The following is a 25,148-nucleotide window of genomic DNA, read 5'->3' on the forward strand; positions in this document are numbered from 1 at the left end:
TCCGCGGGTTCCGGCGGGAGCGGTTCTGGAAGGGTCGTGAGTCGTATCGCGCGCCGACGCGACGGTACGGTTCCCGGCCCTTCCCGGGTTTCCGGTCCCCGGGCCGTCGGCCTCCGGCGGGGTGGCTACGCGGTCAACTCCTCGTACGCCGCCAGTAGTTCGTCCGTTGCCGCCCGGTCGGCCGGTCGCAGCGGTGCCCGCACCGGGCCCGAGGGCAGGCCCAGCGCGCCGAGCAGGGCCTTGGCCGTGACCGCGCCCGGCAGTCCGGACGCCATCATCAACTCGATGAGCGGAAGCGCCTGTTGCTGGAGGCGGGCGGCCTCGGTGGTCCCGCCCGCGCCGAACGCGTCGATGACGGACCGGAAGTGCCGGGGGACCGCGTTGGCCACGGTGCTGATGTAGCCGGCGCCACCCAGCGCGTACAGTGCCAGCACGTATTCGTCGCAGCCCGTGTAGAACGCCAGGCCGGTCCGGGACAGGACCTTCTGGGTGCCCATCAGGTCGTACGCGCAGTCCTTCACGGCGACGATCCTCGGGTGGCCGGAGAGGCGGATCATCGTCTCCGGCTCGATACGGACACCGGTGCGGCCCGGGATGTCGTACAGGGCCAGGGGGAGGGCGGAGGCGTCCGCCAGTTCGCGGAAGTGGGCCTCGATCGCGTCCTGCGGAGGGCGGCTGTAGTAGGGGGCGACCGCCAGCAGGGCGTCCGCGCCCGCCTTTTCGGCAGCCCGGGCCAGCTCGGCGGAGTGCAGGGTGTCCGCGGTGCCGATGCCCGCCACGATCGACGCGCGCGCACCGACCGCCTCCCGCACCGCCCGTACCAGCGCCGACTTCTCCGCGTCCGATGTGGTCGGGGACTCGCCCGTCGTGCCGGAGAGGACGAGGCCGTCGCAGCCCCCGGCCACCAGCCGGTCGGCGAGCCGCTGGGCGCCGTCGAGGTCCAGGGCGCCCTCGCCGGTGAAGGGCGTGACCATCGCGCACAGGGCGCGGCCGAAGGGGGGAGGGGACGGCACGGGTGGTGTTGTCATACGAGCAGTCTCGACAAGCCTTCCGTGAAGCTCCACTTAATTCTTTTGCAGGGTATTCATAAGCGATGCTTCCAGGTTCGGAAATTCGGCGGTGGGAGGCGCTGGTGCCAACTCGGGCCTCCATGGGTCACCATGGTCGGGACGGTCACCGAACAGCAGGTCATGGGAGGCGTCATGAGGCTCGGTAAGGCACTCGCCACCGGTGTCGCGGAGGAACAGGCCCCCGGGCAGGAGGAGGAACTCCTGCTTCCGGAAGAAATGGACGAGTCGGAGGCAACCGCCGAAGAGGCTCCGGTCGCACGATGAGGCTGCGGCTCCCCGAGGAACGTCCGGCGGAGCCGCCGACCGGATACAAGATCGCCCACCCGGTGCTGTCCCAGGACGGCACCCGGGCCGGGTTCACCGGAGTGTCGCTCGGCGGTGCGCTGCCGTACGGGGTTCTCGCCGACGCGTCCTGTGTCTACGGCCTGCGGCACCGCGCACCGCACCGCCGCTGCGACTGCGGCTTCCACTGCGTGCACGACCGGGCGACGGCCGAAGGGCTGCTGTGCACCGCCGAGCACCGGACGGCCGTCCTGCTCGACGTCACCGTCCTCGGTGCCTACATCCGCTTCGAACTCGGCTTCCGCTACGCCCGCCAGCGGGTGCGCGTCGCGACCGTCGGACCCTGCGCCTGCGGTGCGGTCGCCGCTGTGCTCGCCGACGCCGGCTGGGGAAGACCCGGGTGGCGCGGCCTGGCCGCCGCGTGCGCGGGCTGCGCGAGGGGGCGTACGTCCGTGTCGCTCGCGGGGTTCGCGCGGCTGGCCGGCGGCGGTCTGCGGGTCGTGGCGGGGAGCGGCGCCGTCACCGCGGTCGTCGGCCGACCGGGTGTGGCCGAGGGCCTGGGGGTGCCCGAACTCGTCGCCGAGGCCGCGCTGTTGCAGGCCCGGCTCGACTGGTTCCAGGGCCAGTTGGCGCGACTGGACGAGCGGGGACCCGGCAACGGGCCCAAAGGGCAGGGGAGTTGATGTCCAGCAGGGCTTGACCTCAACCGCGGTCGAGGTCGGAGGCTGGTCGGCGGACCCATCGATGCCGACCAGTGGAGGCCGTCATGGCCCGTCGTACCGACGCACACCCCGACCTCACCCGCCCCGACGTCGAGGCGCCCTTCTTCGGCACCTGGCGGGTCGGCACGCCCGAGCGGCAGCGGGAGACGGTCGACGCCATCGCCGCGACCTGGGTGCGTCAGGGCTGGCCGGTGGGGGGAGGGCTCGGCTACTTCGTCTACGCCGGTCATGACGGGACCACTCTGCTCCATCACTCCCAGTGGGCCCGGGAGCAGGACCACGAGGCCTTCGTCAAGACCCAGCGGCAGGCGCGCGTCGACGAGATCGACACCGCCGTACCGGGGATCGAGCGGGTCGCCCTCGACCGGTACCGGCGGTACCGCAGCCAGGAGCGGGCCGCCGGGGACACGCGCGTTCCCGGGCTCGTCGTGACCGTCCGGATCGACTTCGAGGAGGGGACCGCGGAGCGGCGGCGCGAATGGGTCGACCTGGTGCTCGGCGCCCTCGCCGAGTCGCCGGAGAGGGACCGCGGCCTCGTCTCCGCGCACTTCCATCTCAGCCAGGACGGCACCCACGTCCTGAACTACGCCGAGTGGGAGAGCCCGGAGTCCTACGGCGCGGCCGTCGCCGAGCCGGGGGAGGGTGCCGAGGCGGCCGGCGCCCGGTGGGAGCGCGTACGGACGTGTCCCGCGGTCAAGTCGATCAGCGGCAGCCGGTACTCGTACGTCCTCGGGCTCGTCCCCGAGTGATCCGACCGGCTTCGCCGAGGTCTCACCGAAGACTTTTCTCCCCTGGACAAAAAAAGTGTTCGGTGGGACGGTGGAGCCATGCTGGACGTCACCGTGATCGAGGACCCGGCGGCTGCCGCCGTCTCGCTGGACCCCATAAGGGGCCGGCTGCTCGCCGAGCTGGCCGCCGGACCCGCGTCGGCCGCCATGCTGGCCGGCAAGGTCGGACTGCCCCGGCAGAAGGTGAACTACCACCTCAAGGCGCTGGAGCGGCACGGTCTGGTCGAGCTGGCCGGGGAGCGCCGCAAGGGCAACGTCACCGAGCGGCTGATGCGGGCGACCGCCGCGTCGTACGTCATCTCGCCGCTCGCTCTGGCCGCCGTACAGCCCGATCCCGACCGCTTCCGGGACCAGCTCTCCGCGCGCTGGCTGCTGGCGGTCGGGGCGCGGCTGGTGCGGGACGTCGGCACGCTGATCACCGGCGCCGACCGGGCCCGTAAGAGGCTCGCCACCTATGCGCTCGACGGCGAGGTGCGGTTCGCCTCCGCCGGCGACCGGGCCGCGTTCATCGAGGAGTTGACGGCGGGCGTCAGCGCGTTGCTGCGCAAGTACGACTCGCCCGGTGCCGAGGGCGGGCGCGATCACCGGATCGTCGTGGCCGTGCACCCGACGGTCAAGCCCCGGCCCGGTGAACCGACGTCAGGCACGACGGGGCCCGCGGACGTCACCGGCACGGCAGACCTCACCGGCACCACACACATCACAGGCACCGCGGAAATCCAGGAGTGAGCGCCATGTCCAAGGAAGTCTCCAAGGAGTTCGAGATCGCGCGCGAGTTCGAGGTCGACGCCAGTCCGGAGGAGGTGTGGGAGGCGGTCACCACCAGGACCGGAGGGTATCTGTGGCCGATGGAGCCGCCGGAGCCACGGGTCGGCGGCAAGGGGCCCTTCGGTTCCAGGGTCGTCGCCTGGGACCCGCCGCACCGCTACACCAACCGCGTCGAGGACGTCGAGGGCATCTCCGAGCAGACCCTCAACCAGCTCGACTACACCGTCGAACCGCGCGACGAGGGCCGCCGGGCCTGGGTGCGTTACGTGCACAGCGGGATCTTCGTCGACGACTGGGACAACCAGTACGACGGCGCCGCCCGGCACACCGACTTCTACCTGCACACCCTGCGCGAGTACCTGACCCATTTCGCGCCCCGCCCGGCCGCGTTCGCCACCTTCGACGGGCCCGAGGCGTCCAAGGCCGCCGACGCCCTCGCCGTCGTCGGGCGGGCGCTCGGGGTCGGGGAGGACGTGCCCGTCGGTACGCGGGTGACGGTCCGGGGACCCGACGAGTTCGAGGCCGTGGTCGACTTCCGCAACCCGTACTTCATCGGGCTGCGCACGGACCGGGGCCTCACCCGCTTCTTCGGGCGGAACCACTGGGGTTACCCGGTGGGCATCTCCCTGCACGACTTCACGCCGGACACCGACATCAAGGAGTGCGAGACCGCCTGGCAGGACTGGCTGAACGGCGTGTTCAGCCAGTCCTGAGCGGCCGTACGACGACTGCTACTGCTGCGATTACTGGGACTGCTGGGACTGCTGGGACCTACCGGGACCGGTCGGCGGTCACGGCTGGAACCGCAGCACCTGCGGGTCGTGGTCGCTGATCTGGTCGTTGAACTCCGAGTTGATGTGCACGGAGTCGTAGTCGAAGTCGCAGCTGCGGCTGATCGACGGGCTGACCAGGATCTGGTCCAGGACCTGGCTGTTGCCCTGGTAGTCGTAGGTGTAACGCTCGCTCTTGGGCAGCGACTTGATCGCCGACCACAGTTCGCCGTCGCCTTCCAGCAGCTTGGCGGTGTCGGAGAACTCGAAGTCGTTGATGTCGCCGAGCGTGATCACGTCCGCGTTCTTCTGGACCTTCAGGATGTCCTTGACGAACGAGTTCACCGCGGTCGCCTGGAGGTGACGCTGGGTCTCCGAGCTGCGCGCCGGCGGCTGGAACTGCGAGGTGAGGCCCTGGTCGCCGCCCTTCGACGCGAAGTGGTTGGCGATCAGGATGACGGTCTTGCCGCGGAAGACGAACTCGCCCGCGAGCGGCTTGCGGCTGTTCGTCCAGGCCGCGTTGGCCGGGTCTATCCGGCCCGGCGAGAGGGTCAGGGCCGCCTTGCCGTGGTCCTTGGTGACACCGGTGGCGGTCGTGGCGTCGCCGCCCGGCCGGTCGGTGAAGGAGACCCGCGCCGGGTTGAACAGGAACACCTGACGGATGTTGCCGCCGGGCTCGCCGCCGTCCGCGAGGTCCACCGGGTCGATGGAGCGCCAGTCGTACGCCGGGCCGCCCGCCGCCACGATCGCGTCGATCAGTTTCTTGACGGTCTGGTCGGCGGCGACCGTGCCGTCCTTCGTCGCGCCGTTGTTGTCCTGGATCTCCTCCAGGGACAGGATGTCGGGCGACTGCAGGTTGTTCACGATCGCGGCGGCGTGCGCGGCGAAGCTGGTGTCCGACGGGTCGAGGTTCTCGACGTTGTACGTCGCCACCGCGAGCTCGTTCCGCGACTGCTTGCGGGTCGTCTCGCGCTTCAGGCCGCCCTGCTTGAGGGTGCCGATCTCGTTGGCGACGAGGGTGTAGCCACCGAACTGGTTGTAGTCCAGCGGGCCGGTCGTGGTGCCCGTGAGGCTGTCGCCGACGTTCGCGGTCGGGAAGTCGGCGACCGCGCCCAGGGACTGGATCTGGAGCCGGCCGGTGTTCTGCGAGGTGTACGAGCCGTACACCGTGCCGCCGCGCCGGTTGTCGTTCTCGTCCGGCTTCACCGTGACCCACAGCTCGGTGTACGGGTCGGTGGCGGTGACCACGCGGGCGTTCTTGACCTGGACGTTCATGCCCTCAAGGGACTCGTAGTAGTCCAGGGCGTACTTCTTGGGCCGCAGCGTCAGCGCGTTCACCGAGCCGCTCGCGGCGGTGTCGCCCGCCGGGGTGTAGGCGGCCGGTACGGACCGGGCGTCGACGACGACCGGCGCCGGGACCGCGTTGCCGCTGGAGAGGACGGTGACCGTCGGCTTGACGATCTCCGTCACCGACTGGTTGCCGGTCGAGGCGCCGCCGGGCACGTACTCCGAGACGGTGCCGGTGACGGTGACCGAGTCGCCGACGGCGACGGTCGGCTTGGTGCTGGTGAAGACGAAGACGCCCTCGCTGGTGGCCGGGTCGGCGTCCGGGGCCGTGTCCTGGAGCCAGAAACCGCGCGACGAACCGTAGGTACGGACACCGGTGACGATTCCCGCCACGTCCGTGACCTTCTGGCCCGAGAGCGGGGACAGGCGCGTGGTGCCCTGGATGTCATGAATATGCACGGTGTCGGCGTGTGCGGCCGACGGCACCACGACCATGGTGGCGACAGTGGAACAGACAGCGGCGACAGTGAGCGCGGCAAGACGCGCAGAGGACTTGCTCGGCAACGGAATCCCTCCGGGGACAAACATGGGTGCCGGGACGAAGGTGGTAACGGTGGTGCCGTGGGGGGAACGCGACCTGCTGGGCGGCTGGCGACGCGCGTAGACATCCGGTGAACACCCGGTGCGGAAGGCTCCGCGCCGAGGGCTCGGCACCAGGCGATCGGCAGTGAACGCCCGGCTTGGGAGAACAGTGAACATGATGGAGCACGGTGGAAGGCAAGGGGATGCGGTGAATCGGCGTCCTCTCCACTTCTACGCGCGTCAATCTCCTGCCTGGTCAGGCCACTTGTCAAGGTTTCAGCCATCTACCGCCTCTGACAGGTACATGAACCGGGCGGCATGGTGCCAAATCCGTCTAGGCTGAGCGGCTGAGTCGTACGGCCCTCAACACAAAGTCGTACGGTCGTCAGACGCCGTCGTCGGACTCCGGGCTCATCCGGGTGCCGCCGTACGGCCTTTCGGGCGCCTGAGGAGAAAACAGCCGATGTCAGACAGCTCCCCCCTGCCGCCGGTGCGACTGCACTCCGAAGCGGAGCTGGCGCGGGACGCGCTCGCCGCCCCGCTGGTCTCCCGCGCCGTCCGCCTCGCCCGCTGGGCCGGACCGGACACCCGCGTCGAGACCGGCGGCGTACTCGTCGAGGAGCAGCTCCCGGCGGCGGCCCACGAGCTGGGGCTGATCGGCGCCGAGGGCGCGGGCGACGCGGGTGACGTGAGTGTCGAGGACGCGCTCGCCAGTGCCAGTGAGGCCTGGCGGGTCGCCGTGGACACAGGGCTCGTCGAGGTCGTCGACGAGGACGAGGGCACCGTCACGGTGGGCGAGGACCTGGCGCTGCTCACCTCGGGGGCACCGCACGAGGTGCTCGCGGTGTGGCTCGGGGCGCTGGAGACCGTCCTCGCCGACGCGAGCGTGCCCGACCTCGACGATCTTGTCGACGCCATGGGCGAGGACGGCGAGGTCGACTTCTCCCGGCTGGACTGGGACCCCGACGCGGAGGCCGACTTCCTCGACGCCGTGCTCGCCAACCTGTACCTGCTCAGCGTCAGCGAGGGCGGCCCCGCCGACGTCCCGGTACCGCTGCCGGCGCTGGCCGCGTCCATGGTCGTACCGAGCGACATGGGCGAGCCCACGAACGACGTCCTGGAGCAGGTCTCGGACATGATGATGCGCCTCGACGACCAGTTCAGGCTGCTCGAACCCGTCGGGCTCGTCGCCTACCGGCCCGTCGACGAGGCGCTCATGGCGGACACCGACGACCCCGCCGAGGGCGCGCTGGCGGGTGACGAGACCGACGTCTCCCGCTACGGCATGGTGCGGCTCACCCCGCTCGGCCTGTACGGCGTACGGGCGCGGCTGCTGGAGTCCGGCTTCGAGGCGCCCGCCGTCGGAGACCTCGCCGACAAGGGCGCGGACGCGCTGCTCGACGGCACGGCGGCCTTCCCCGCCACGGCGGCGCGGGCCGAGACCGAGCAGTGGCTGACGCGCCGCGAACCCCTCGCCGCGGCAAGGGAGTTGCTGGCGGCGGCCCGGGGCGGCGACGCCGGTGCGCCACTGCGGCGGCTGCGCTGCCAGCAGGCACTGTCCCTCGTCGGCGGCGAGGCCGAGCCCGCGCTGCGCGAGGTCCTCGACGACGCCGAACTGGGCGGCCTCGCCCGCGTCTGGCTCAGCGAGTACGGCGCGCCGGACGTGCCCGCCCCGTCCGAGGCGATGGTGTTCTGGCTGACCATCGACACGGTCGCCGCCCAGCTGGCGGCCGAGGGCAACTCGGCGGAGCTGCGCGGACTGGTGGAGGGGCTGGCGCAGCAGCACGGCGGTTTCTTCGAGGCGGCCTGGCGCGTGGACCACCCGGCGACACCGGACGTGCTGGAGGCGATGGGACGGCTGCACCCGGACAAGCGGGTGGCCAAGGAGGCGCGGAAGGCCGCGTTCAAGGCGCGGTCGCAGCAAGGAGGTTGAGCGTGACACCGCGACCCGCGTGGCAGGTGGCACGCGGGTCGCGGTCGGGAACCGGTCGGCTCAGCAGTGGTAGATCGTCGTGTGCTTGAACGACGACGTCGCCCCGTTGAAGCCGTACGTCCCCCGGTACGCCGGCGGGTTCTGGTACTCGCCGATCAGGGTGAGCGTCGCTGCGCAGCTTCCGCCGCTGCTCGCGTTCGTGGCGTCCAGGCGGATCGTCTGGCCCATGAAGCCGCCCGTGATGTTCCAGGTGCTGCCGCAGATCGTGCCGGTGATCCGGCCGCCCACGACGACGTACGGGTAGGTGTTGGGGTTGTACTTGACCTCCAGCTGCCAGGTGACCGCGGCCCCGTTGTGCAGCTCCAGCTTCGCCGACGTGGCCAGCGCCTCCGGCGAGACGCCCGTCTCGGCGGCGAAGGCCTCGTCGCGCGTCTTGACCTCGGCGCCCTGCGCGTTGTGGAAGCGGTGCTCGGGCGTGCTCGCGCCCTTCTTCTTCTGTGCCTGGGTGGTCATGGGAACACTCCTTCTCCCATACGGATTCGGGTGACCGTCAGGCCAACTGCTCGGCGATCTCGATGCGCAGCAGTGCGCGGACGTTCTCGATGTGGTTGGCGACCGTCACCACCGAGGACCCGGCGAACAGGAGCCCCACCGCGACGTTGTCGAGCGAGGTGACCAGCGAACCGGAGTCGCCGCCCGCCGAGATGTTCGTCGTCAGGATCTGGTCCTTGAAGCGGGCCGTGCCCGCGGCGCCGTAGTTGACGTCGATCGTCGCGTCGACCGAGATGACCCGGCCGAAGCTGATGTTGGTCGTCCGGCCGGTCTTCTTCACCAGGTCGCCGACCGACACCTTGGACCTGCGCCGCCAGGCCCGCGGCGCCCCGCTGAAGTACTGCTCGCGGGTGGCGTCCTGGAAGTCCACCGAGGCCAGTGCCGCGTCCACCACGTTGTCGTGCCGCTCCAGCGGGATCTGCGGAGCGAACTGGATCGGGATGAACCGCTCCAGGGTCGCGATCCGGTCCGCCGGGTCCGTACCGCCGTCGAAGACGCCCGGCTGCACGATCGGGCTGCCCAGCTGGGCCCGGTTGGAGTCGGCCAGCACGTGGTTGTTGGACAGGATGTAGAACTTCGACGGTACGCCCAGACCCGCGCCCGGCGGGTCGACCGTGGCGGTCGGCAGGAAGTCGTACACCACACTGCCGAGCGTGCCCGCCGTCACCCGTACGTTGCCGACCGAGAACCCCGAGGGGCACGGCCGCATCCGGCGCCGCAGGAGCTGCGGCTCGAACGCGGCCGGACCGCCCATCTCCTCCAGCAACGGCTGGGACAGACGGGCGAGTTGCTCCTCCACACCGCCGTCGGCGCTGTACTGCGTCCCGTGCCGTTCCGCACGCCGGACACCCGGCTGCCGCTGGGCCGAGACATGGCCGACCGCCACCACGTCGGTGGGGGTGCTGTCGTCCATCTGGTACGGGATCACGTCCCGTTCGGGCAGCATCGACTCCGGGACCTTCTGGGTCACGAACACCAGCACGGCCGGTTCGCCGGTCGGCCGGCCCTCGCTCCACTTCACGCCGTGGCCGAAGCCGACGACGTTCGCCAGCGGCTGTTCGCGCCGCAGGAAGTCCGACAACGCCTGCCGGCGTGAGCTGTCGCTCAGCTGCCCGCCGGTGGGCCCTCGCATCAGTTCGGGCTGGCTCGTCACGGCCAGACCACCTTCTTCCCCGGTCAGCGCGGTTCCGGGGCACCCGAGCGGCTACTCCTGTGCGGAGACCTCGCCGATCGCGAGCACGCGCACGGGTACGCCGTCGAGCTCGTCCGGAACCACGTCCTCGTCCCTGAGCCGGTCCCGGGGCACCTTGCGGGTCACGAAGACGATCACGACGTCCTCGCCCGAGTGCTCGTCCTTCCCGGTCCCGACTCCCGTCACCTGGGGCAGGCTCATCAGCCGGCCCTCGTGGAGGCTGCGCGCCTGTTGTGCGTTCACGTCGGCTCGCCTCCCTGGGTACTTCAGGTAGTTGGGTGTCTATGGCAATGGACACCGGCGGTCAAGGCGTTGCGCCATAAATCATGGGATTACGCACGATCCGCACCGGATGACCTTCTTTACGAAGATTCGTCGGATCGATTCCTCGGGTGCGAGGGCCCCATGGTTCCTGCGGGCAAGGGCGTGCGGATTCACGGAAGCGGGTCGCAGGACGTCGTCCGGTGTTCAACTCCCGTTCAGGCGTGGGCGGGACGGTGGCTCAGAAGACCCGAGGTCCCCCACCCTCCAGGCCACACACCGTCACAGGAGACACCATGTCGCTCACCCGCAGGGACTTCGGCAGACAGTCGGCGATCACCTCGGCCGGGGTCGCGCTGGCCGGCACCGTCGGCGCCCTCGCCACCGCGCCGAACGCCCTCGCGTCCACGGAGACCGGGAGTGCGTCCGGGGAATCGGCGGACCTGCACCACGGAGTCGGCTACGGCCCGCTCCTGCCCGACCCCAAGGGCCTGCTGGCGCTTCCCGCCGGATTCTCGTACCGCGTGATCACGTACAGCGGGAAGACCAGGCTGGACTCCGGCGAGATCACCCCGTCCAACCACGACGGTACCGCCGCCTTCCCGGGCCCGCGCGGCACCACCCTCCTCGTCAACAACCACGAGCTGAAGGGCCCGCGCGCCGACTGGACCTACCCGGTGCCGCTCACCGAGGGCCTCGTCTACGACCCCGCCGCGTCCGGCGGCTGCACGGTCGTCGAGGTGCGTCCCGACGGGCATGTCGCCGAATGGGTGGGCATCGCGGGCACCTCCACCAACTGCGCGGGCGGCAGCACCCCTTGGGGTACGTGGCTCACCTGCGAGGAGAACTCCGACCGCGCCGGCGTCAACGGCATGACCAAGGACCACGGATACGTCTTCGAGGTCGACCCCAGCGACAAGCGTGCCAACCGGAGCCCCAAACCCCTCAAGTTCTTCGGGCGTTACAACCACGAGGCCGTCGTCATCGACCCCAAGCGCGGCGACGCCTACCTCACCGAGGACGCCGCGTCCCCCAACGGCCTTCTCTACCGCTGGACCCCGCCGCAGCACTGCCACCACGGCCACGGCAACCTCCGCACCCTGTCCGACACCGCGGGCACCCTCCAGGCGCCCAAGTGCTTCGACTCCGCGGGCCAGTTCGTCGACGACCTCTCCCGCGCCACGAAGATCGGCACGGTGTACGGCGTCGACTGGGTCGACGTGCCCGACCGCGACGCCAGGACCGTCGACGTGCGCAAGCAGTTCGGCGCCGGGGAGATCACCCGGGCCCGCAAGCTCGAAGGCATGTGGTGGGGCGACGGCGGCGCCTACATCGTCTCCTCCTACGCCCGCTCCGAGAGTCCCGTCCAGCACGACGGCCAGGTCTGGTTCTACGACCCCAAGCGCCGCACGCTCACCCTCAAGGTCCTGCTGGGCGTGAACCCCGACCCGTCGGCCGACGGCGCCTTCGACGGCCCCGACAACATCACCGTCTCCCCGTACGGCGGCCTGGTCATCGCCGAGGACGGCGAAGGCGTCCAGCACCTGTTCGGCGCGACGGACAGCGGACGGACGTATCCGATCGCCCGCAACGAACTCAACGCCGGCACCGAAGAGGCGCCCGAATACAGTGAGTTCACGGGGGTCACCTTCTCGCCCGACGGCAAGACCCTGTACGCGAACATCCAGACTCCGGGAATCATGCTCGCGATCACCGGACCCTGGAAGCGGCAGAAGCGCGGATAGTTAATTGGGTCGCCCGGCCCGCGGTACGCCTCCTAGAGTGATGAACGTCCAGGTGCGAAGGCAGGACCTACTTCCACTCATAATGGGGCGGCCGCGGGTTCGAGTCCCGTCACCGGCACAACGCGCCGGTGTAGCTCAGGGGTTAGAGCACCTACGTCGGTTCCGCCGGCTTCGATCTCTGGACACCCGGAACTTCATGCACCTCCCGGTGCGCTATTCGATCTCGGGGAGGCGCGGCAACAGGTGGGTGCCCGGTGCGCAGGCAGCGGATACTTCGGGAACTGGTGGGGTTGACTCCTCATGCGGGTTCGAATCCCGTCATCGGCCCAGGGCCGGTGTGGCGGAACGGAAGACGCGCCAGTTGATAAGCGACCGTCGCCGATTTCGACCTCGGCCATCCTCCTATTGCCGTGCCTCCCTCCAAAACCGTTCCACGCACGAAGTGCTGGCGAATGGGGGGGGAATTCATCATGGCGCGATTCAACACCAAGGCCGCCAAGGCGCAGCCCACTTCGCGGGTCACCTCGACGGGGCGCGTGCTCCGGACGTACCAGGGCGGCCGAGGCCGTGAGCGGGACGAGCGTTCGGAACTGTTCCTGCTGTCGATCGCCAACTTCGTCGCGCAGAAGACCTTCTACGAGAGCGGCGAGGACCGGGACGACCGGTTCGCCGCGCTCGTAAGCCGGCTCGCCGTCACCGACCCGGCGTGGACGGCAGGCCTCCTCGGCTGGCTGCGCGGCGAGGGCAACCTCCGTACGGCAGCCATCGTGGGCGCCGCCGAGTACGTGAAGGCCCGCCTCGACGCGAACGTCACCGACGGCCCCACCAACCGGCAGGTCGTCGACTCCGTACTGCGCCGCCCCGACGAGCCCGGCGAACTGCTCGCCTACTGGACCTCCCGGTACGGCCGCAGCATTCCCAAGCCCGTCAAGCGCGGTGTCGCCGACGCCGTACGTCGGCTCTACAGCGGCAAGTCGCTGCTGAAGTACGACACCGCGTCCAAGGGCTACCGCTTCGGCGACATCCTCAACCTGGTGCACGCGGCGCCGGATCCGGACAAGCCGTGGCAGGGCGACCTGTTCCAGTACGCGCTGGACCGGCGCCACAACCCGGACACGGCCGTCGTCCCCAAGTCGCTGCCCGTGCTCGCCGCACACCGTGACCTGATGGCGCTGCGGCCCGCGAAGCGGCGCAAGGTCGTGACCGGGGCGCGCGGCGCCGAGCGGCTGGCGGAGGCGGGTATGACCTGGGAGGCGCTGGCCGGCTGGCTTCAGGGGCCGATGGACAAGGCGGCCTGGGAGGCCGTCATCCCGTCCATGGGCGCGATGGCCCTCGTCCGGAACCTGCGGAACTTCGACGAGGCGGGCGTGAGCGACGAGGTCGCGGCGCGGGTCGCGGCGAAGATCAGCGACCCGGCCGAGGTCGCGCGCTCGCGGCAGTTCCCCTTCCGCTACCTCGCCGCGTACCGCCACGCGCCCTCGCTGCGCTGGGCGTACCCGCTGGAGCAGGCGCTCGGGCACTCGCTGGCCAATGTGCCGGCGTTGGGCGGGCGGACGCTCGTCCTCGTCGACCGCTCCGGCTCGATGTTCTACTCCCGGCTGTCCGAACGCTCGGAACTCACCCGGGCCGACGCGGCGGCGGTCTTCGGCTCGGCGCTCGCCCTGCGGGCGGCGGGCGCGGATCTCGTCGAGTTCGGTACGTCGAGCAAGCGCGTGACGTACCGCGAGGGCGAGTCGGTGCTGAAGATCCTGGACCGCTTCGGCGACCTGGGCGGCACCGACACCACCGAGGCGGTGCGGCGCCACTACCGAGGGCACGACCGGGTCCTGATCGTCACGGACGAGCAGTACGCGCACAGCGTGCACGGCGATCCCACCGAGCAGGTGCCGGCCGACGTACCGGTCTACACCTGGAACCTCGCCGGGTACCGGGCGGGCCACGGCCCGTCGGGGACGGGGAACCGGCACACGTTCGGCGGGCTGTCGGACGCGGCCTTCCGGATGATTCCGCTGCTGGAAGGGGCGCACGACTCGGACTGGCCGTGGGTCGGCTGAGCTGAGCCGGGCCGCGCCGAGTCGCGGCGAGTGGGACGAGTGGGGTGTGGCCCGTACTTCGGTGCGGGCCACACTTTCGTCCGCGTGCTCAGCGCCCTTGTGTGCCCGCCTCTCTGACATCTAACATTTCAGTTGTGGAAGCGATGCGACCCGTCCCCCGGACCCTGCTCAGGGATCGCGCGTACGAAGCGATCCGCGACGCCATCGTCTCCGGGGAGATCGAACCCGGTGCCGTGGTGCGGGACGCCGAGTTCGCCGAGCGGCTCGGGCTGTCCCGGGCGCCGGTGCGTGAGGCGTTCGCGCGGCTGGTCGACGAGGGGCTGCTGGAGAGCAAGCCGCAGAGCTACACCAAGGTGACGCCGGTCGTGGCCGCCGACGTGCGGGACGCGGCCGCCGTGGTCGGGGCCATGCACGAGCTGGTCACCCGGGTCGCCGTACCCCGGCTGTTCGCCGCGGACGTCGAGGCGATGCGCGCGGCCAACGAGCGGTTCGCGGCGGCCGTCCGTGCCGGTGACGTGGAGTCCGCCCTGCGCGCCGACGACCAGCTGCACGACGTCCTCGTCCGGGTCAGCGGCAATCGCGCGGCGGCCGCGACCGCCGCGCGCTACACACCGCTCATCCGCCGTCTGGAGCGACGACGCTTCAGCGAGGGCGGCAACTGTCGTTCGGCCGGCCTGCACGACAGGCTCCTCGATGCCTGCGCGGCCGGAGACGTGGACGAGGCGGTCCGTGTCACCGCGGAGATCTGGCGTGGGCTGGCCGAGCTCGCGGACAGCGACTGATCCCGACTCCCGGAGGACCCATGTCCCTTGACTCGTACGAGCGTTACCCCCTTCTCTTCGGGCCCTCGCCCGTGCACCCGCTGGAGCGGCTCACCGCGCATCTCGGCGGTGCCGCCCTCTGGGCCAAGCGGGAGGACTGCAACTCCGGTGTCGCCTACGGCGGCAACAAGACCCGCAAGCTGGAGTACCTCGTTGCCGACGCCCTCGCCCAGGGCTGCGACACGCTCGTCTCGATCGGCGGTGTGCAGTCCAACCACACCCGTCAGGTCGCCGCCTGCGCGGCCCGCGCCGGGCTCAAGTGCGTCCTCGTGCAGGAGAGTTGGGTGGAGTGGCCCGACTCCGTCTACGACAAGGTCGGCAACATCCTGATCAGCCGGCTCGCCGGGGCCGATGTCCGGTTGGTGCGCGCCGGGTTCGGTATCGGGTTCAAGGAGAGCTGGGAACTGGCGCTGCGGGAGGTGGAGGAAGGGGGCGGCAAGCCGTACGCGATTCCGGCGGGCGCCTCCGACCATCCGCTCGGCGGCCTCGGGTTCGCCGGCTGGGCGTACGAAGTCGCCGAACAGGAAAGGGAGTTGGGGGTCTTCTTCGACACCGTGGTGGTGTGCTCGGTGACCGGGTCGACCCAGGCCGGCATGGTCGCCGGGTTCGCGGCGCTTGAGGAGGCGGGCGGCCGTACGCGGCGTGTGCTCGGCATCGACGCGTCGGCGGCGCCCGCCCGGACCAAGGAGCAGATCGCGCGGATCGCCCACAACACCGGGCAACTCATCGGCGTAAAGCGGGAGTTGACGCAGGCGGACGTCGAGCTGGACGAGCGCTACCATGCGGGCACGTACGGGATCCCCGACGACACCACCCTGGACGCGATGCGGCTCGCCGCCCGTACGGAGGGGATGGTCACCGATCCCGTGTACGAGGGGAAGTCGATGGCCGGGATGGTCGACCTGGTGACGCGGGGGGAGATCGGACGCGACTCCACCGTGCTGTACGCGCACCTGGGCGGACAGCCCGCGCTGAACGCGTACAGCGCGCTGTTCTAGTCCGCGACCTGGTCCGCGACCTGGGCCGGGACTGTGCTCCGGCGCTGGTTTCCGAAGGGGCCCGTCGTCGTGAAGGCGAGTTCGGCGAAGCGTTCGCCGATGCGGCGGTGGGTGGCCGCGTCCGGGTGGAGCTGGTCGGGCAGGGGGAGTTCGGCGAAGTCGGACTCCCCGTACAGCGCGCGGCCGTCGAGGTGGTGGAGGTGCGGGTCGTCAGCCGACCGCTGTCTCGCGATGCGGGACAGCTCCTCCCGGATGACGTTGAGCGTCAGTTTGCCGGCGGCGCGCTCGGCGGGGTCGCCCATGGGCTGGAAGCGCACTTCACCGGCGCCGATCGTGGACAGGTCCAGCGCGGTGGGGCCCGGCGTGTCCTCGTGCATGGGGCAGTAGAGAGGTGAGACGAGCAGGAGCGGTGTGGCCGGATGGCCCTCGCGGATGGTGTCGAGGAAGCCGTGCACCGCAGGGCCGAAGGCACGCAGACGCATCAGATCGGTGTTGACCAGGTTGATGCCGATCTTGACGCTGATCAGATCGGCGGGGGTGTCGCGCATCGCCCGGGCGGTGAACGGGTCGAGCAGGGCGCTGCCGGCCAGGCCCAGGTTGATCAGTTCCACGCCGCCGAGGGACGCGGCGAGCGCGGGCCAGATGGCGGTGGGGCTCGCGGCGTCGGAACCGTGACTGATCGAACTGCCGTGGTGCAGCCAGACCTTCCGGCCCCCGTCGCGTGCGGCGACGGGCTCGACCGGGTCGTCGGTGCGCAGGGCGACGAGCTCGGTGGTCTCGTTGTGGGGCAGCCAGATCTCGACGCGCTTCATGCGGTCCGGCAGGCCGGTGAAGCGGAGGGTGCCGGGCGGGCCGGGTTCGTGCGTCGCGGTGCCGGCGGTCATGTCGACGGTCAGGGTGTTGCCGCCCCCGGCCACGGTGGACTGGGCGCTCAGCCGGCCGTCGACGAGGAGGTCGTACACGCCGTCGGGGCGGGGTGGGGCGCCCACGTAGACCCGCCTGGTGGGCAGCGTGTCCAGTTCGACGGAGGTCGCTCGGGTGCGGAAGACCAGCCGTACGCCCGAGGGCTGGGATTCCGCCGAGGCGAGCTGGGGGTCCGTGCACTGGGCGCGGGCCCGGGCCGGCAGACGGTGGGGGAGTACGCCGTGCGGGGTGTGCTCCAGGTCCAGGGCGCCGCGTACGAGGTCCGCGGTGATGTGCGTGGTCGTCCACTGGGTCTCGGTGTGCATGTGTGTCCTCCGTCTGTCCTCGGTCCGTCCTCGGTCCGTTCTCGGCCTGTCGGTCAACGGGTGGGAAGGGTCGGCCAGTTGCGCAGCAGGGCGTCGAGGGCGTCGAGGATCCGGGTCCAGCTCTCCTCCGAGTCGGGGGCGCTGTGGCTGAAGCCGCCTGCCGTTTCCAGGCTGGTGAACCCGTGGAAGACGCTGCCCAGAAGGCGGACCGCGTGGGTCTGGTCGGGCTCCGTCAGCTCGTAACCGCGCAGGATGGACCGCGTCATCCGGGCGTGCCGGACGCCCGCACCGGCCGCGGCCGTCTCGGGGTCGAGCCTCATCCGGGTGGCGGCGGCGCGGCCGGGGTGTTCCCGGCCGTAGTCGCGGTAGACGTTCGCGAAGGCGGTCAGGGCGTCCTTGCCGGCCCGTCCGGCCACGGCGTCGGCGGCCCGGTCGGCGAGTTCCTCCAGGGCGAACAGGGCGATCCTGGTCCTGAGGTCCTGGGTGTTCCTGACGTGCGAGTACAGGCTCGCGACCTTGACGCCGAACCGCCGGGCCAGCTCCGAGGCGGTCACCTGGTCGAAGCCGACCTCGTCGGCGAGTTCCGCTCCGGCTCTGGTCAGGCGTTCCGCGGTGAGTCCTACGCGTGCCATGACCCTCCTCCTGTTCGGCTAAGGAGAATATAGGTTTGCCTAAAATATTTAGGCAAATTAGCCTGCCGTTATGGAGCCACTGACTGAGCGGGAGATCCGCGCCGCGTTCGTGAACTGCAGCAAGGGTGAGGCGCAGCGCCTGTCCGTGCCACGGGACCTGGCCGACCGGCCCTGGGACGACCTGGACTTCCTCGGCTGGCGGGACCCCCAGGCCCCCGACCGCGCCTACCTCGTCACCGTGCTGGACGGCCGTACGACCGGACTCGCCCTGCGCGCTTCCGCGCCCGCCTTCGGGCAGACGCGGCGCAGCATGTGCTCGATGTGCCTGACGTCCCACACCGGAGGCGTGTCCCTGATGGTCGCGCCCAGGGCGGGGAAGGCGGGGAAACAGGGCAACTCGGTGGGCGCGTACATATGCGGCGACCTCTGCTGCTCGCTGTATGTGCGGGGCAGGAAGGACGCGGGAGCCGGGGCCCGGCTCCACGAGACGATCACTCTGGAGGAGAAGATCCGGCGGACCGCGGGGAACGTCGCCGCGTTCATCGCCAAGGTGACGGCTTGACGGTGGAACGGTGTGACGGGGCGGCGGTGCCGCCCCACGGTCCGCTTCGGTGGGTCGTTCGGTGAGTGGTTGGTTGGGTGGGTTGCGCGTGGCTACAGGGACTGGGCTGCCGGTTTCACCATGCCCCGGACCGTGCGGGACTTGACGAAGTCGCCGATCGCCGTCATCTCCCACTCGCCCGAGAACTGCTTGATCATCTTCGCCATCATCACGCCCGTCTGCGGTTCGGCGCTGGTCAGGTCGAAGCGGACCAGTTCCTCGCCCGTCGCCGCGTCCAGGAGACGGCAGTACGCCTTCGCCACCTCGGTGAACTTCTGCCCCGAGAAGGAGTTGACCGTGAAGACCAGGCCGGTGACCTCCTGGGGGAGGCGGCCCAGGTCGACCACGATGACCTCGTCGTCGCCGCCGCCCTCGCCCGTGAGGTTGTCGCCGGAGTGCTTGATCGCGCCGTTCACGATGGAGAGCTTGCCGAAGTAGCAGCTGTCGATGTGGTTGCGCTGCGGGCCGTACGCGATGACCGACGCGTCCAGGTCGATGTCCTTGCCCCGGTACGCGGGCTCCCAGCCGAGGCCCATCTTGACCTGGGAGAGCAGCGGCCGGCCGCCCTTGACCAGGGACACGGTCTGGTTCTTCTGGAGGCTTACGCGGCCCTTGTCGAGGTTGATCTTTCCGGCGCCGAGGGTCGGGGCGGGGGGAGCCGGGGGTGCGGCGGGGGCGGGGGGAGAGGCGAACGACCCGGCCGGGGCGGGCGGTGCCATCGGGGGTGCCGGGGGCTGGACCGGGGCCGGCTGCGCGGCCGGTGCCGGTGTCGGCTCCTCCACGCTCACGCCGAAGTCCGTGGCGATGCCGGCCAGGCCGTTCGCGTAGCCCTGGCCCACCGCGCGGGCCTTCCAGGCGCCGTTGCGGAGGTAGACCTCGACGATCACCAGCGCGGTTTCCGTGCCGAGCCGGGGCGGGGTGAACGTCGCCAGTACGGAGCCGTCGTCCGCGTTGCGGATCGTGGCCGTCGGCTCGATGCCCTGGAAGGACTGGCCCGCGGCGTCCGGGCTCGCCGTGACGACGATCTTCTCGATGCCCGGGGGGACGGCGGCGGTGTCGACCGTGATCGAGTCGGGGGCGGTGCCGCCGCCGGAGCGGTATGTCACGCCGGGGCCGGTCGGCTGGTTGTAGAAGATGAAGTCGTCGTCGGAGCGCACCTTGCCGTCGGCGGTGAGCAGCAGGCTCGATACGTCGAGCCGCACCGGGGCAGCGACGTCCACCGTCACTCGGGCGACGGGAAGAGGGATGTTCGAGCCGGGTGTCATAGCTGTCATGACCGGTGAACGAGCGGACCCGCTTTGCCGTTCCCTTACCTTGCGGCCAATTGGTTCAGTGCCGGTTTCTGGGGTGGTTACGGGCCGTCCGCTCGTTGCCGCGCTTGTAGTTGCCGGTCCAGCGGGCCATGACCAGCTGGGGGTCGCCGGATTCCACCTCCGCCAGGAACTCGGTGGCCCTGGGGCCGCGGAGGGTGGTGGCGGGGTGGGCGCCGTGTGTGATCCTCACTGTGCCGTCGGGGTGGTGGGTGTAGGCGAAGCCGTTGGGGCGGGGCATGGGGGGATGCTAGGCGGGTGGGGTGGGTGCCGCCCAGGGGTTTTCGCCCCCGCCGCCCCTTCCCGTCCCGTCCCTGGGGGCCGCGCCCCCGGACCCCCGCTGCCGGCCCTGAAGGGGCCTTGTCCTCATACGCCGGACGGGCTGGGAATGCCTGGGCCTGTTCTGAAGGAGCTGTGGGGGCGAGTGGGTGGGAAACCTGGTGTGGGTGGAGATGCCTCGGCCCGCGCTGGACAGAAGCGGTGAACGGGTGGGTGAGCGGGTGGGAAACGGACTACGGCACCACCACGGTCTTTCGGCCCACGCCTGAGGCGAACTGGTCCAGGGCTCGGGGGTACTGGTCCAGGGGCAGGCGGTCGCTGATGAAGACCTCGGGGTCCAGGACGCCTGCCGCGAACAGTTCCGCCGCCCGTTCGAAGCTGTGCAGCACCGCCATCGACCCGGTGATGGTGATCTCCTGGTTGTAGATGCGGTAGGGGTCGATCGTGACCCGGGTCGCGTAGTCCGCCACGCCGAACTGGAGGAACGTGCCCGCCTTCGCCACCCGGTCCAGGCCGTCCTGGATCGCCGCCGCGTTGCCCGTCGCGTCCACCACCACGTCCCAGCCCTGCGGACGCTCCAGCTCGTCCGCGTTCGTCGCCGAGCCCGACACGCCCAGCAACTGGGCCGTCGACAGGCGCTGCGCGTTGATGTCGACAACGTCGACGCTCGCCGCGCCCGTCCGCTTGGCCAGCTCCAGCATCATCAGGCCCATCGTTCCCGAGCCGTAGATCAGGACGTGGGCGCCCAGACGGGACTGGAGCACGTCGTAGCCGCGTACCGCGCACGACAGGGGCTCCACCAGGGCCGCGTCCTGGGTGCGGATGTGCTCCGGCAGACGTACACAGTTCGCGGCCGGGGCCACCGCGTACTGCGCCGCGCCGCCCGCCGTCGTCACACCGATCGCCGCCCAGCGTTCGCAGAGGTTGTTGTGGCCTGTGCGGCAGTAGCGGCACTCGTGGCAGTAGAGGGAGGGGTCCACGGCCACGCGGTCGCCCGGTGCCAGTTCCGTGACCGCCGTGCCCACGCCCACCACCTCGCCCGCGAACTCGTGTCCCGGCACGATCGGCAGTGTGGGGGCGAACTCGCCCTGGAGGATGTGCAGGTCGGTGCCGCACAGGCCGCAGGCCGCGACCTCGACGACCACCTCGCGGGGGCCCGGGGTCGGGTCCGGGACCTCAAGGACGACGGCCTTGCCCGCGGACTCGATGACGGCTGCCTTCACTTCACGGCTCCCAGGGACAGGCCCTGGACCAGTTTGTCCTGGGCGGCGAACCCCGCGGCGAGCACCGGCAGGGAGATGACGAGCGACGCGGCGCACACCTTCGCCAGGAACAGGCCCTGGCTGGTGATGAAGCCGGTCAGGAAGACGGGAGCCGTCTCCGCGACCACACCCGTCAGCACTCGTGCGAACAGCAGTTCGTTCCAGCTGAAGATGAAGCAGATCAGGGCCGTCGCGGCGATGCCGGGGAGGGCTATCGGGGCGACCACCCGGGTGAGGACCGTGGGCAGCCGGGCCCCGTCCACCCGCGCCGCCTCGATGATCGCCACCGGGACCTCGGAGAGGAAGGACTGCATCATCCACACCGCGATCGGCAGGTTCATGGACGTGTAGAGGACGACCAGCAGCCAGATGTTGTCCAGCAGGTCCGTGTTCTTGGCGAACAGGTAGATCGGGAGCAGGCCCGCCACCACCGGCAGCATCTTCGTCGACAGGAAGAAGAACAGGACGTCCGTCCACTTCCGCACCGGGCGGATGGACAGGGCGTACGCCGCCGGGAGCGCCAGCAGCAGGACGCACAGTGTCGATGTCACCGACGCGACCGTCGAGTTGATCAGGGACGGCCAGGGACTCGCGCCGCCTCCCGTGCCGAAGAACTCGCGGTAGCCGTCGAGGGTCAGCGCGGCGCCGAAGGACGGGGGGTTGGTCGCCGCGTCCTCCTCCGAGTGGAAGGACGTCAGGGCCATCCACGCGATCGGGAGGAAGAAGAGGATGCCCGCCAGCCAGGCCAGCAGCCCCAGGCCCGCTCCCCGGCTGCGGCGGGGACGTACAACACGGACCGCCGCTTCCGGCGCTTCGGCCGTTTCTGTCGTGGCGCTCATGCTCGGGACGCCTCCTCGCGGAACAGGGACGAGACCACGCGCAGGGCGAAGGTCGCGATGATGATCGAGCCGATGACCACCAGGACACCGGCGGCGGAGGCCAGGCCGTTCTCGTGGGCCTGGTAGAAGCTCTGGTAGACGGTGTAGGGGAGGTTCGCCGTGCCGAGGCCGCCCGACGTGATCGTGAAGACCGCGTCGAAGTTCTGGACGATGTAGATCGAGCCCAGCAGCGCGCCCAGTTCCAGGTAGCGGCGCAGGTGGGGGAGGGTCAGGTGGCGGAAGACCTGCCAGTCGTTCGCGCCGTCCACCTTCGCCGCCTCGATCTGCTGCTGGTCGCGGCTCTGCAGTCCCGCCAGCAGGATCAGCATCATGAACGGCGTCCACTGCCAGACCAGTGACATCTCCACCGCGAGCAGCGGGGTGTTGGAGATCCAGTCGGGCTGTGGGCCCCCTACGTAGTGCAACAGGCCGTTCAGCAGGCCGTATTCGGGGTTGTAGAGCACGTGCTTCCAGAGCAGGGCCGCCGCGACCGGGACCACCAGGAAGGGGGCGATGAGGAGGGTGCGGACGATGCCCCTGCCGCGGAACCCGCGGTCCAGGAGGAGGGCGAGACCCAGGCCCAGGATCAGGCTGGCCAGGACCACCGCCGCGGTGAGCAGGACGGTCGTCCACACGGAGTGACGCAGGTCCGCGTCGGTCAGGACCTCCGTGTAGTTGGCGAAGCCCGTGAAACGGCGGGCGTTCGGGTAGAGCGCGTTCCAGTCGAAGAACGAGATCACCAGGGTTGCCACGAAGGGGAGTTGGGTCACGGCGATCATGAAGATCAGGGCCGGGAGCAGCGGTGCCCGGGTGGCCCAGGCGCGCACGCGGTTCGAGGGGCGCTGCACGGCGCGTACGGATGGTGCGGCGGTGGTCGGGGCTGTCGTGGTCGCGGTCATCGTCCCTCGTACTCCTCGGAGATCTCCTCTGCCAGCTTCTGGGACTTCCTCAGGGCCGACTCGACGGACTGGCGTCCGGCGATGGCCGCGCTGATCTCCTGCGAGACCCTGGTGCCGAGATCGGTGAACTCGGGGATCCCGACGAACTGGATGCCGGGTGCCGGCCGTGGCTGTACTCCGGGGTCGTCGGGGCGGGCGCCCTCGATGGCCTCCTTCGTCGTCTCCTGGAAGGCGGCGGCCTCCTGGCGGTAGGCGGGGTTCTCGTACGTCGACGCGCGCTTGCCGGCCGGGACGTCGGACCAGCCGATCTCGTCGCCGACCAGTTGCTCGTACTGCTTGCCGGCCGCCCAGGACACGAACCTCCAGGCGTCGTCGGGGTTGCGGGAGGCCTTCTGGATGCCCCAGGCCCAGGTGTAGAGCCAGCCGGAGGACTCCGTCTTCTCGACGGGTGCCGGTACGTATCCGATCCTGCCCTTGACCGGTGAGTTCGCCGACTCCAGGGAACCGGCCGCGGAGGTGGCGTCGTACCACATGGCGACCTTGCCCTGGGTCATGTTGTTGAGGCACTCGGCGAAGCCGGCCTGGGGGGCGCCGGACTCGCCGTGGTCGCGGACGAGGCCGACGTAGAAGTTCACCGCCCGCTGCCACTCGGGGGAGTCGAGCCTCGCCTTCCAGTTCTTGTCGAACCAGGTGCCGCCGAAGGTGTTCACCACGGTGGTGAGGGGTGCCATGACCTCGCCCCAGCCCGGCAGACCGCGCAGACAGATGCCCTTCATGCCCGGCTCGGCGCCGTCGGCCTTCGCCGCCAGGTCGGCGACCTGGGTCCAGGTGGGGTGCGGGGGCATGGTCAGGCCCTTCGCGTCGAACACGTCCTTGCGGTACATCAGGAAGGACGACTCGCCGTAGAAGGGCTGGCCGTACAGCTTGCCGTCATCCCCGGTGAGGGACTGGCGCATAGGTGTGAGGACGTCCTGTTCGTCGTACGCGCTGTCCTTCGCGACGTACGTGTCCATCTCGTGCAGCCAGCCGTTGCGGGCGTAGATCGGTATCTCGTAGTTGGAGAGGGTCGCCACGTCGTACTGGCCCGCCTGGTTGGCGAAGTCCTGGCTGATCTTGTCGCGGACGTCGTTCTCGGGCAGAACGGTGAAGTTGACCTTGATGCCGGTCTCCTTGGTGAAATGGGCCGCGGTGAGCTTCTGCAACTCGACCATCTGCGGGTTGTTCACCATCAGGACGTTGACGGCGTCGCCGCCGGAACCGGACCCGCCCGCTCCGGCCCAGCAGCCGGAGAGCAGCGTCCCTGCGGCGGCCAGGGCGAGTGTGGCTCGCGGCCTCCGTCGGCTCGGGGTTCGCATGGATCGCTCCTGGAGGTATGGGGGCATAACGGGCTCGTGTGGGCGTGGGGGTGCCGGTAAGGGGTGAAAGGGTCGAGGGGTGGGCGAGTCGGGGGCTCAGACTCGGACGACCTGTGGGCCGCGCAGGGAGTAGCGGTGGGCTTCCGCCGTGGGCAGCAGGGTGCTCGTGACGATCGTGTCCAGGTCGCCGACCTCGGCGAACCGGCAGAAGCTGACCGCCCCGAACTTGGTGTGCACGCCCGCGAACACCGTGCGCCGGGAGGCCCGGATCGCCTGGGCCTTGACCTCGCTGACGGCGGGGTCGGGTGTGGTCAGGCCGCGTTCGCGGGAGATGCCGTTGGCGCCGATGTAGGCCAGGTCGAGGACGAAGCCGGCCAGCATCTTCGTCGTCCAGTGGTCGACCGTCGCGAGGGTGCCGGGGCGGACCCGGCCGCCGAGCAGCAGGACCGAGGTGTTCTCGGCCTCCGCGAGCGCGCCCGCGACAGGCAGGGACGCGGTGACCACGGTCAGCGGCCGGTCCCCGGGCAGCGCCTCCGCGATGAGCTGGGGGGTGAATCCCTCGTCGACGAAGACCGTTTCGGCGTCCCCGAGCAGTTCGGCCGCCGCGGCGGCGATCCGGCGCTTCTCGGGCACATGGCTGGTGGCGCGGAAGGCGAGCGTCGTCTCGAAACCGGCGCTCTCCACGGGATAGGCGCCGCCGTGGGTGCGGCGGACCAGGCCGTGGTCCTCCAGGGCGCGCAGATCGCGCCGTACGGTCTCCTTGGCCACGCCCAGATCGGCGGCGAGGGTGGTCACGTCGACCGAGCCGGTGGCGCGGGCGGCGCGCACGATGTGCCGCTGGCGGTCTTCGGCGGTGTTGGCCATGTCGTCGCCCGCTT

At 70.4% G+C, this 25,148-nt stretch carries 25 protein-coding genes and 1 tRNA gene; 12 read left to right on the plus strand and 14 right to left on the minus strand.

Annotation, left to right across the window (positions count from 1 at the left end; genetic code table 11):
* Positions 1 to 125 precede the first annotated feature (125 nt).
* Entirely contained in the window at positions 126 to 1,028 is a 903-nt protein-coding gene (gene dapA, locus OG595_RS33300; protein ID WP_329278512.1) for a 4-hydroxy-tetrahydrodipicolinate synthase, read from the minus strand.
* A 174-nt stretch (positions 1,029 to 1,202) separates the two neighbouring features.
* Here dapA and OG595_RS33305 point away from each other — a divergent pair, with 174 nt between their 5' ends.
* The 5 genes from OG595_RS33305 (at position 1,203) to OG595_RS33325 (ending at position 4,343) form a co-directional block, all read left to right on the plus strand.
* On the plus strand, positions 1,203 to 1,334 hold the full coding sequence (locus OG595_RS33305; RefSeq protein WP_329278515.1) for a hypothetical protein: 132 nt from the start codon (positions 1,203 to 1,205) through the stop codon (positions 1,332 to 1,334).
* Positions 1,331 to 2,035: a hypothetical protein gene (locus OG595_RS33310; protein WP_329278518.1), complete on the plus strand. Its 705-nt coding sequence runs from the start codon at positions 1,331 to 1,333 to the stop codon at positions 2,033 to 2,035. The genes OG595_RS33305 and OG595_RS33310 overlap by 4 nt, the downstream gene beginning before the upstream one ends.
* 83 nt (positions 2,036 to 2,118) lie before the next feature.
* Positions 2,119 to 2,823 (plus strand): hypothetical protein, encoded by a 705-nt coding sequence (locus tag OG595_RS33315; protein WP_329278520.1) that lies wholly within the window; start codon positions 2,119 to 2,121, stop codon positions 2,821 to 2,823.
* A 78-nt stretch (positions 2,824 to 2,901) separates the two neighbouring features.
* The gene (locus OG595_RS33320; RefSeq protein WP_329278522.1) at positions 2,902 to 3,591 is read left to right on the plus strand and encodes an ArsR/SmtB family transcription factor; all 690 of its coding nucleotides are present in this window, start codon (positions 2,902 to 2,904) and stop codon (positions 3,589 to 3,591) included.
* A 5-nt stretch (positions 3,592 to 3,596) separates the two neighbouring features.
* Positions 3,597 to 4,343 (plus strand): SRPBCC family protein, encoded by a 747-nt coding sequence (locus tag OG595_RS33325; RefSeq protein WP_329278524.1) that lies wholly within the window; start codon positions 3,597 to 3,599, stop codon positions 4,341 to 4,343.
* Between the two features lie 78 nt (positions 4,344 to 4,421).
* On the opposite strand, the gene OG595_RS33330 is transcribed toward OG595_RS33325, so the two are convergent.
* The gene (locus OG595_RS33330; RefSeq protein WP_329278526.1) at positions 4,422 to 6,251 is read right to left on the minus strand and encodes an endonuclease/exonuclease/phosphatase family protein; all 1,830 of its coding nucleotides are present in this window, start codon (positions 6,249 to 6,251) and stop codon (positions 4,422 to 4,424) included.
* A gap of 481 nt (positions 6,252 to 6,732) precedes the next feature.
* On the opposite strand from OG595_RS33330, the gene OG595_RS33335 reads away from it, so the two are divergent.
* Positions 6,733 to 8,202, plus strand: a complete 1,470-nt coding sequence (locus OG595_RS33335) for a hypothetical protein (protein WP_329278528.1) — start codon at positions 6,733 to 6,735, stop codon at positions 8,200 to 8,202.
* Positions 8,203 to 8,262: 60 nt separating this feature from the next.
* Here the strand turns inward: OG595_RS33335 and OG595_RS33340 are convergent, their stop codons facing one another.
* The 3 genes from OG595_RS33340 to OG595_RS33350 all read right to left on the minus strand — a co-directional run bounded on the left by OG595_RS33340 (position 8,263) and on the right by OG595_RS33350 (position 10,189).
* Positions 8,263 to 8,715: a hypothetical protein gene (locus tag OG595_RS33340; RefSeq protein WP_329278530.1), complete on the minus strand. Its 453-nt coding sequence runs from the start codon at positions 8,713 to 8,715 to the stop codon at positions 8,263 to 8,265.
* 37 nt (positions 8,716 to 8,752) lie between these two features.
* Positions 8,753 to 9,886: a hypothetical protein gene (locus OG595_RS33345; RefSeq protein ID WP_443073377.1), complete on the minus strand. Its 1,134-nt coding sequence runs from the start codon at positions 9,884 to 9,886 to the stop codon at positions 8,753 to 8,755.
* A 72-nt stretch (positions 9,887 to 9,958) separates the two neighbouring features.
* The gene (locus tag OG595_RS33350) at positions 9,959 to 10,189 is read right to left on the minus strand and encodes a hypothetical protein (protein ID WP_329278534.1); all 231 of its coding nucleotides are present in this window, start codon (positions 10,187 to 10,189) and stop codon (positions 9,959 to 9,961) included.
* 314 nt (positions 10,190 to 10,503) lie between these two features.
* Here OG595_RS33350 and OG595_RS33355 point away from each other — a divergent pair, with 314 nt between their 5' ends.
* The 5 genes from OG595_RS33355 (at position 10,504) to OG595_RS33375 (ending at position 15,825) form a co-directional block, all read left to right on the plus strand.
* Positions 10,504 to 11,952 carry an alkaline phosphatase PhoX gene (locus tag OG595_RS33355; protein ID WP_329278536.1) on the plus strand — a complete coding sequence of 483 codons (1,449 nt, stop codon included), beginning with the start codon at positions 10,504 to 10,506 and terminating at the stop codon, positions 11,950 to 11,952.
* A 45-nt stretch (positions 11,953 to 11,997) separates the two neighbouring features.
* Positions 11,998 to 12,067: transfer RNA gene (locus OG595_RS33360), tRNA-Met, on the plus strand.
* 355 nt (positions 12,068 to 12,422) lie between these two features.
* Entirely contained in the window at positions 12,423 to 14,006 is a 1,584-nt protein-coding gene (locus tag OG595_RS33365) for a TROVE domain-containing protein (protein WP_329278538.1), read from the plus strand.
* A 134-nt stretch (positions 14,007 to 14,140) separates the two neighbouring features.
* Positions 14,141 to 14,788, plus strand: coding sequence for a GntR family transcriptional regulator (locus OG595_RS33370; protein WP_329278540.1), 648 nt, complete (start codon positions 14,141 to 14,143; stop codon positions 14,786 to 14,788).
* 20 nt (positions 14,789 to 14,808) lie between these two features.
* Positions 14,809 to 15,825, plus strand: coding sequence for a 1-aminocyclopropane-1-carboxylate deaminase (locus tag OG595_RS33375; RefSeq protein ID WP_329278542.1), 1,017 nt, complete (start codon positions 14,809 to 14,811; stop codon positions 15,823 to 15,825).
* Here OG595_RS33375 and OG595_RS33380 read toward each other — a convergent pair.
* Together OG595_RS33380 and OG595_RS33385 are read right to left on the minus strand one after the other, a co-directional pair.
* Positions 15,822 to 17,054, minus strand: a complete 1,233-nt coding sequence (locus OG595_RS33380) for a GDSL-type esterase/lipase family protein (RefSeq protein WP_329278544.1) — start codon at positions 17,052 to 17,054, stop codon at positions 15,822 to 15,824. The two genes, OG595_RS33375 and OG595_RS33380, sit on opposite strands and share 4 nt — an antisense overlap.
* 53 nt (positions 17,055 to 17,107) lie before the next feature.
* The gene (locus tag OG595_RS33385; protein ID WP_329278546.1) at positions 17,108 to 17,686 is read right to left on the minus strand and encodes a TetR/AcrR family transcriptional regulator; all 579 of its coding nucleotides are present in this window, start codon (positions 17,684 to 17,686) and stop codon (positions 17,108 to 17,110) included.
* 70 nt (positions 17,687 to 17,756) lie between these two features.
* Here OG595_RS33385 and OG595_RS33390 point away from each other — a divergent pair, with 70 nt between their 5' ends.
* Entirely contained in the window at positions 17,757 to 18,248 is a 492-nt protein-coding gene (locus OG595_RS33390; RefSeq protein WP_329278548.1) for an FBP domain-containing protein, read from the plus strand.
* Positions 18,249 to 18,340: 92 nt separating this feature from the next.
* Here the strand turns inward: OG595_RS33390 and OG595_RS33395 are convergent, their stop codons facing one another.
* The 7 genes from OG595_RS33395 to OG595_RS33425 all read right to left on the minus strand — a co-directional run bounded on the left by OG595_RS33395 (position 18,341) and on the right by OG595_RS33425 (position 25,134).
* Positions 18,341 to 19,552, minus strand: a complete 1,212-nt coding sequence (locus OG595_RS33395) for a TerD family protein (protein WP_329283423.1) — start codon at positions 19,550 to 19,552, stop codon at positions 18,341 to 18,343.
* Between the two features lie 64 nt (positions 19,553 to 19,616).
* The gene (locus OG595_RS33400) at positions 19,617 to 19,838 is read right to left on the minus strand and encodes a hypothetical protein (protein WP_329278550.1); all 222 of its coding nucleotides are present in this window, start codon (positions 19,836 to 19,838) and stop codon (positions 19,617 to 19,619) included.
* A gap of 271 nt (positions 19,839 to 20,109) precedes the next feature.
* Positions 20,110 to 21,099, minus strand: coding sequence for a zinc-dependent alcohol dehydrogenase family protein (locus OG595_RS33405; RefSeq protein ID WP_329278553.1), 990 nt, complete (start codon positions 21,097 to 21,099; stop codon positions 20,110 to 20,112).
* The gene (locus OG595_RS33410; protein ID WP_329278555.1) at positions 21,096 to 21,977 is read right to left on the minus strand and encodes a carbohydrate ABC transporter permease; all 882 of its coding nucleotides are present in this window, start codon (positions 21,975 to 21,977) and stop codon (positions 21,096 to 21,098) included. Before OG595_RS33410 ends, OG595_RS33405 begins: the two co-directional genes overlap by 4 nt.
* Positions 21,974 to 22,915, minus strand: coding sequence for a carbohydrate ABC transporter permease (locus OG595_RS33415; RefSeq protein ID WP_329278557.1), 942 nt, complete (start codon positions 22,913 to 22,915; stop codon positions 21,974 to 21,976). The genes OG595_RS33410 and OG595_RS33415 overlap by 4 nt, the downstream gene beginning before the upstream one ends.
* A complete protein-coding gene (locus OG595_RS33420; protein ID WP_329278559.1) occupies positions 22,912 to 24,270 on the minus strand; it encodes an ABC transporter substrate-binding protein in 1,359 nt (452 codons plus the stop codon). The genes OG595_RS33415 and OG595_RS33420 overlap by 4 nt, the downstream gene beginning before the upstream one ends.
* Before the next feature lie 96 nt (positions 24,271 to 24,366).
* The gene (locus tag OG595_RS33425) at positions 24,367 to 25,134 is read right to left on the minus strand and encodes a DeoR/GlpR family DNA-binding transcription regulator (RefSeq protein WP_329278561.1); all 768 of its coding nucleotides are present in this window, start codon (positions 25,132 to 25,134) and stop codon (positions 24,367 to 24,369) included.
* Positions 25,135 to 25,148 lie beyond the last annotated feature (14 nt).

The sequence above is a fragment of the Streptomyces sp. NBC_01451 genome, assembly GCF_036227485.1.
Lineage (GTDB): Bacteria > Actinomycetota > Actinomycetes > Streptomycetales > Streptomycetaceae > Streptomyces.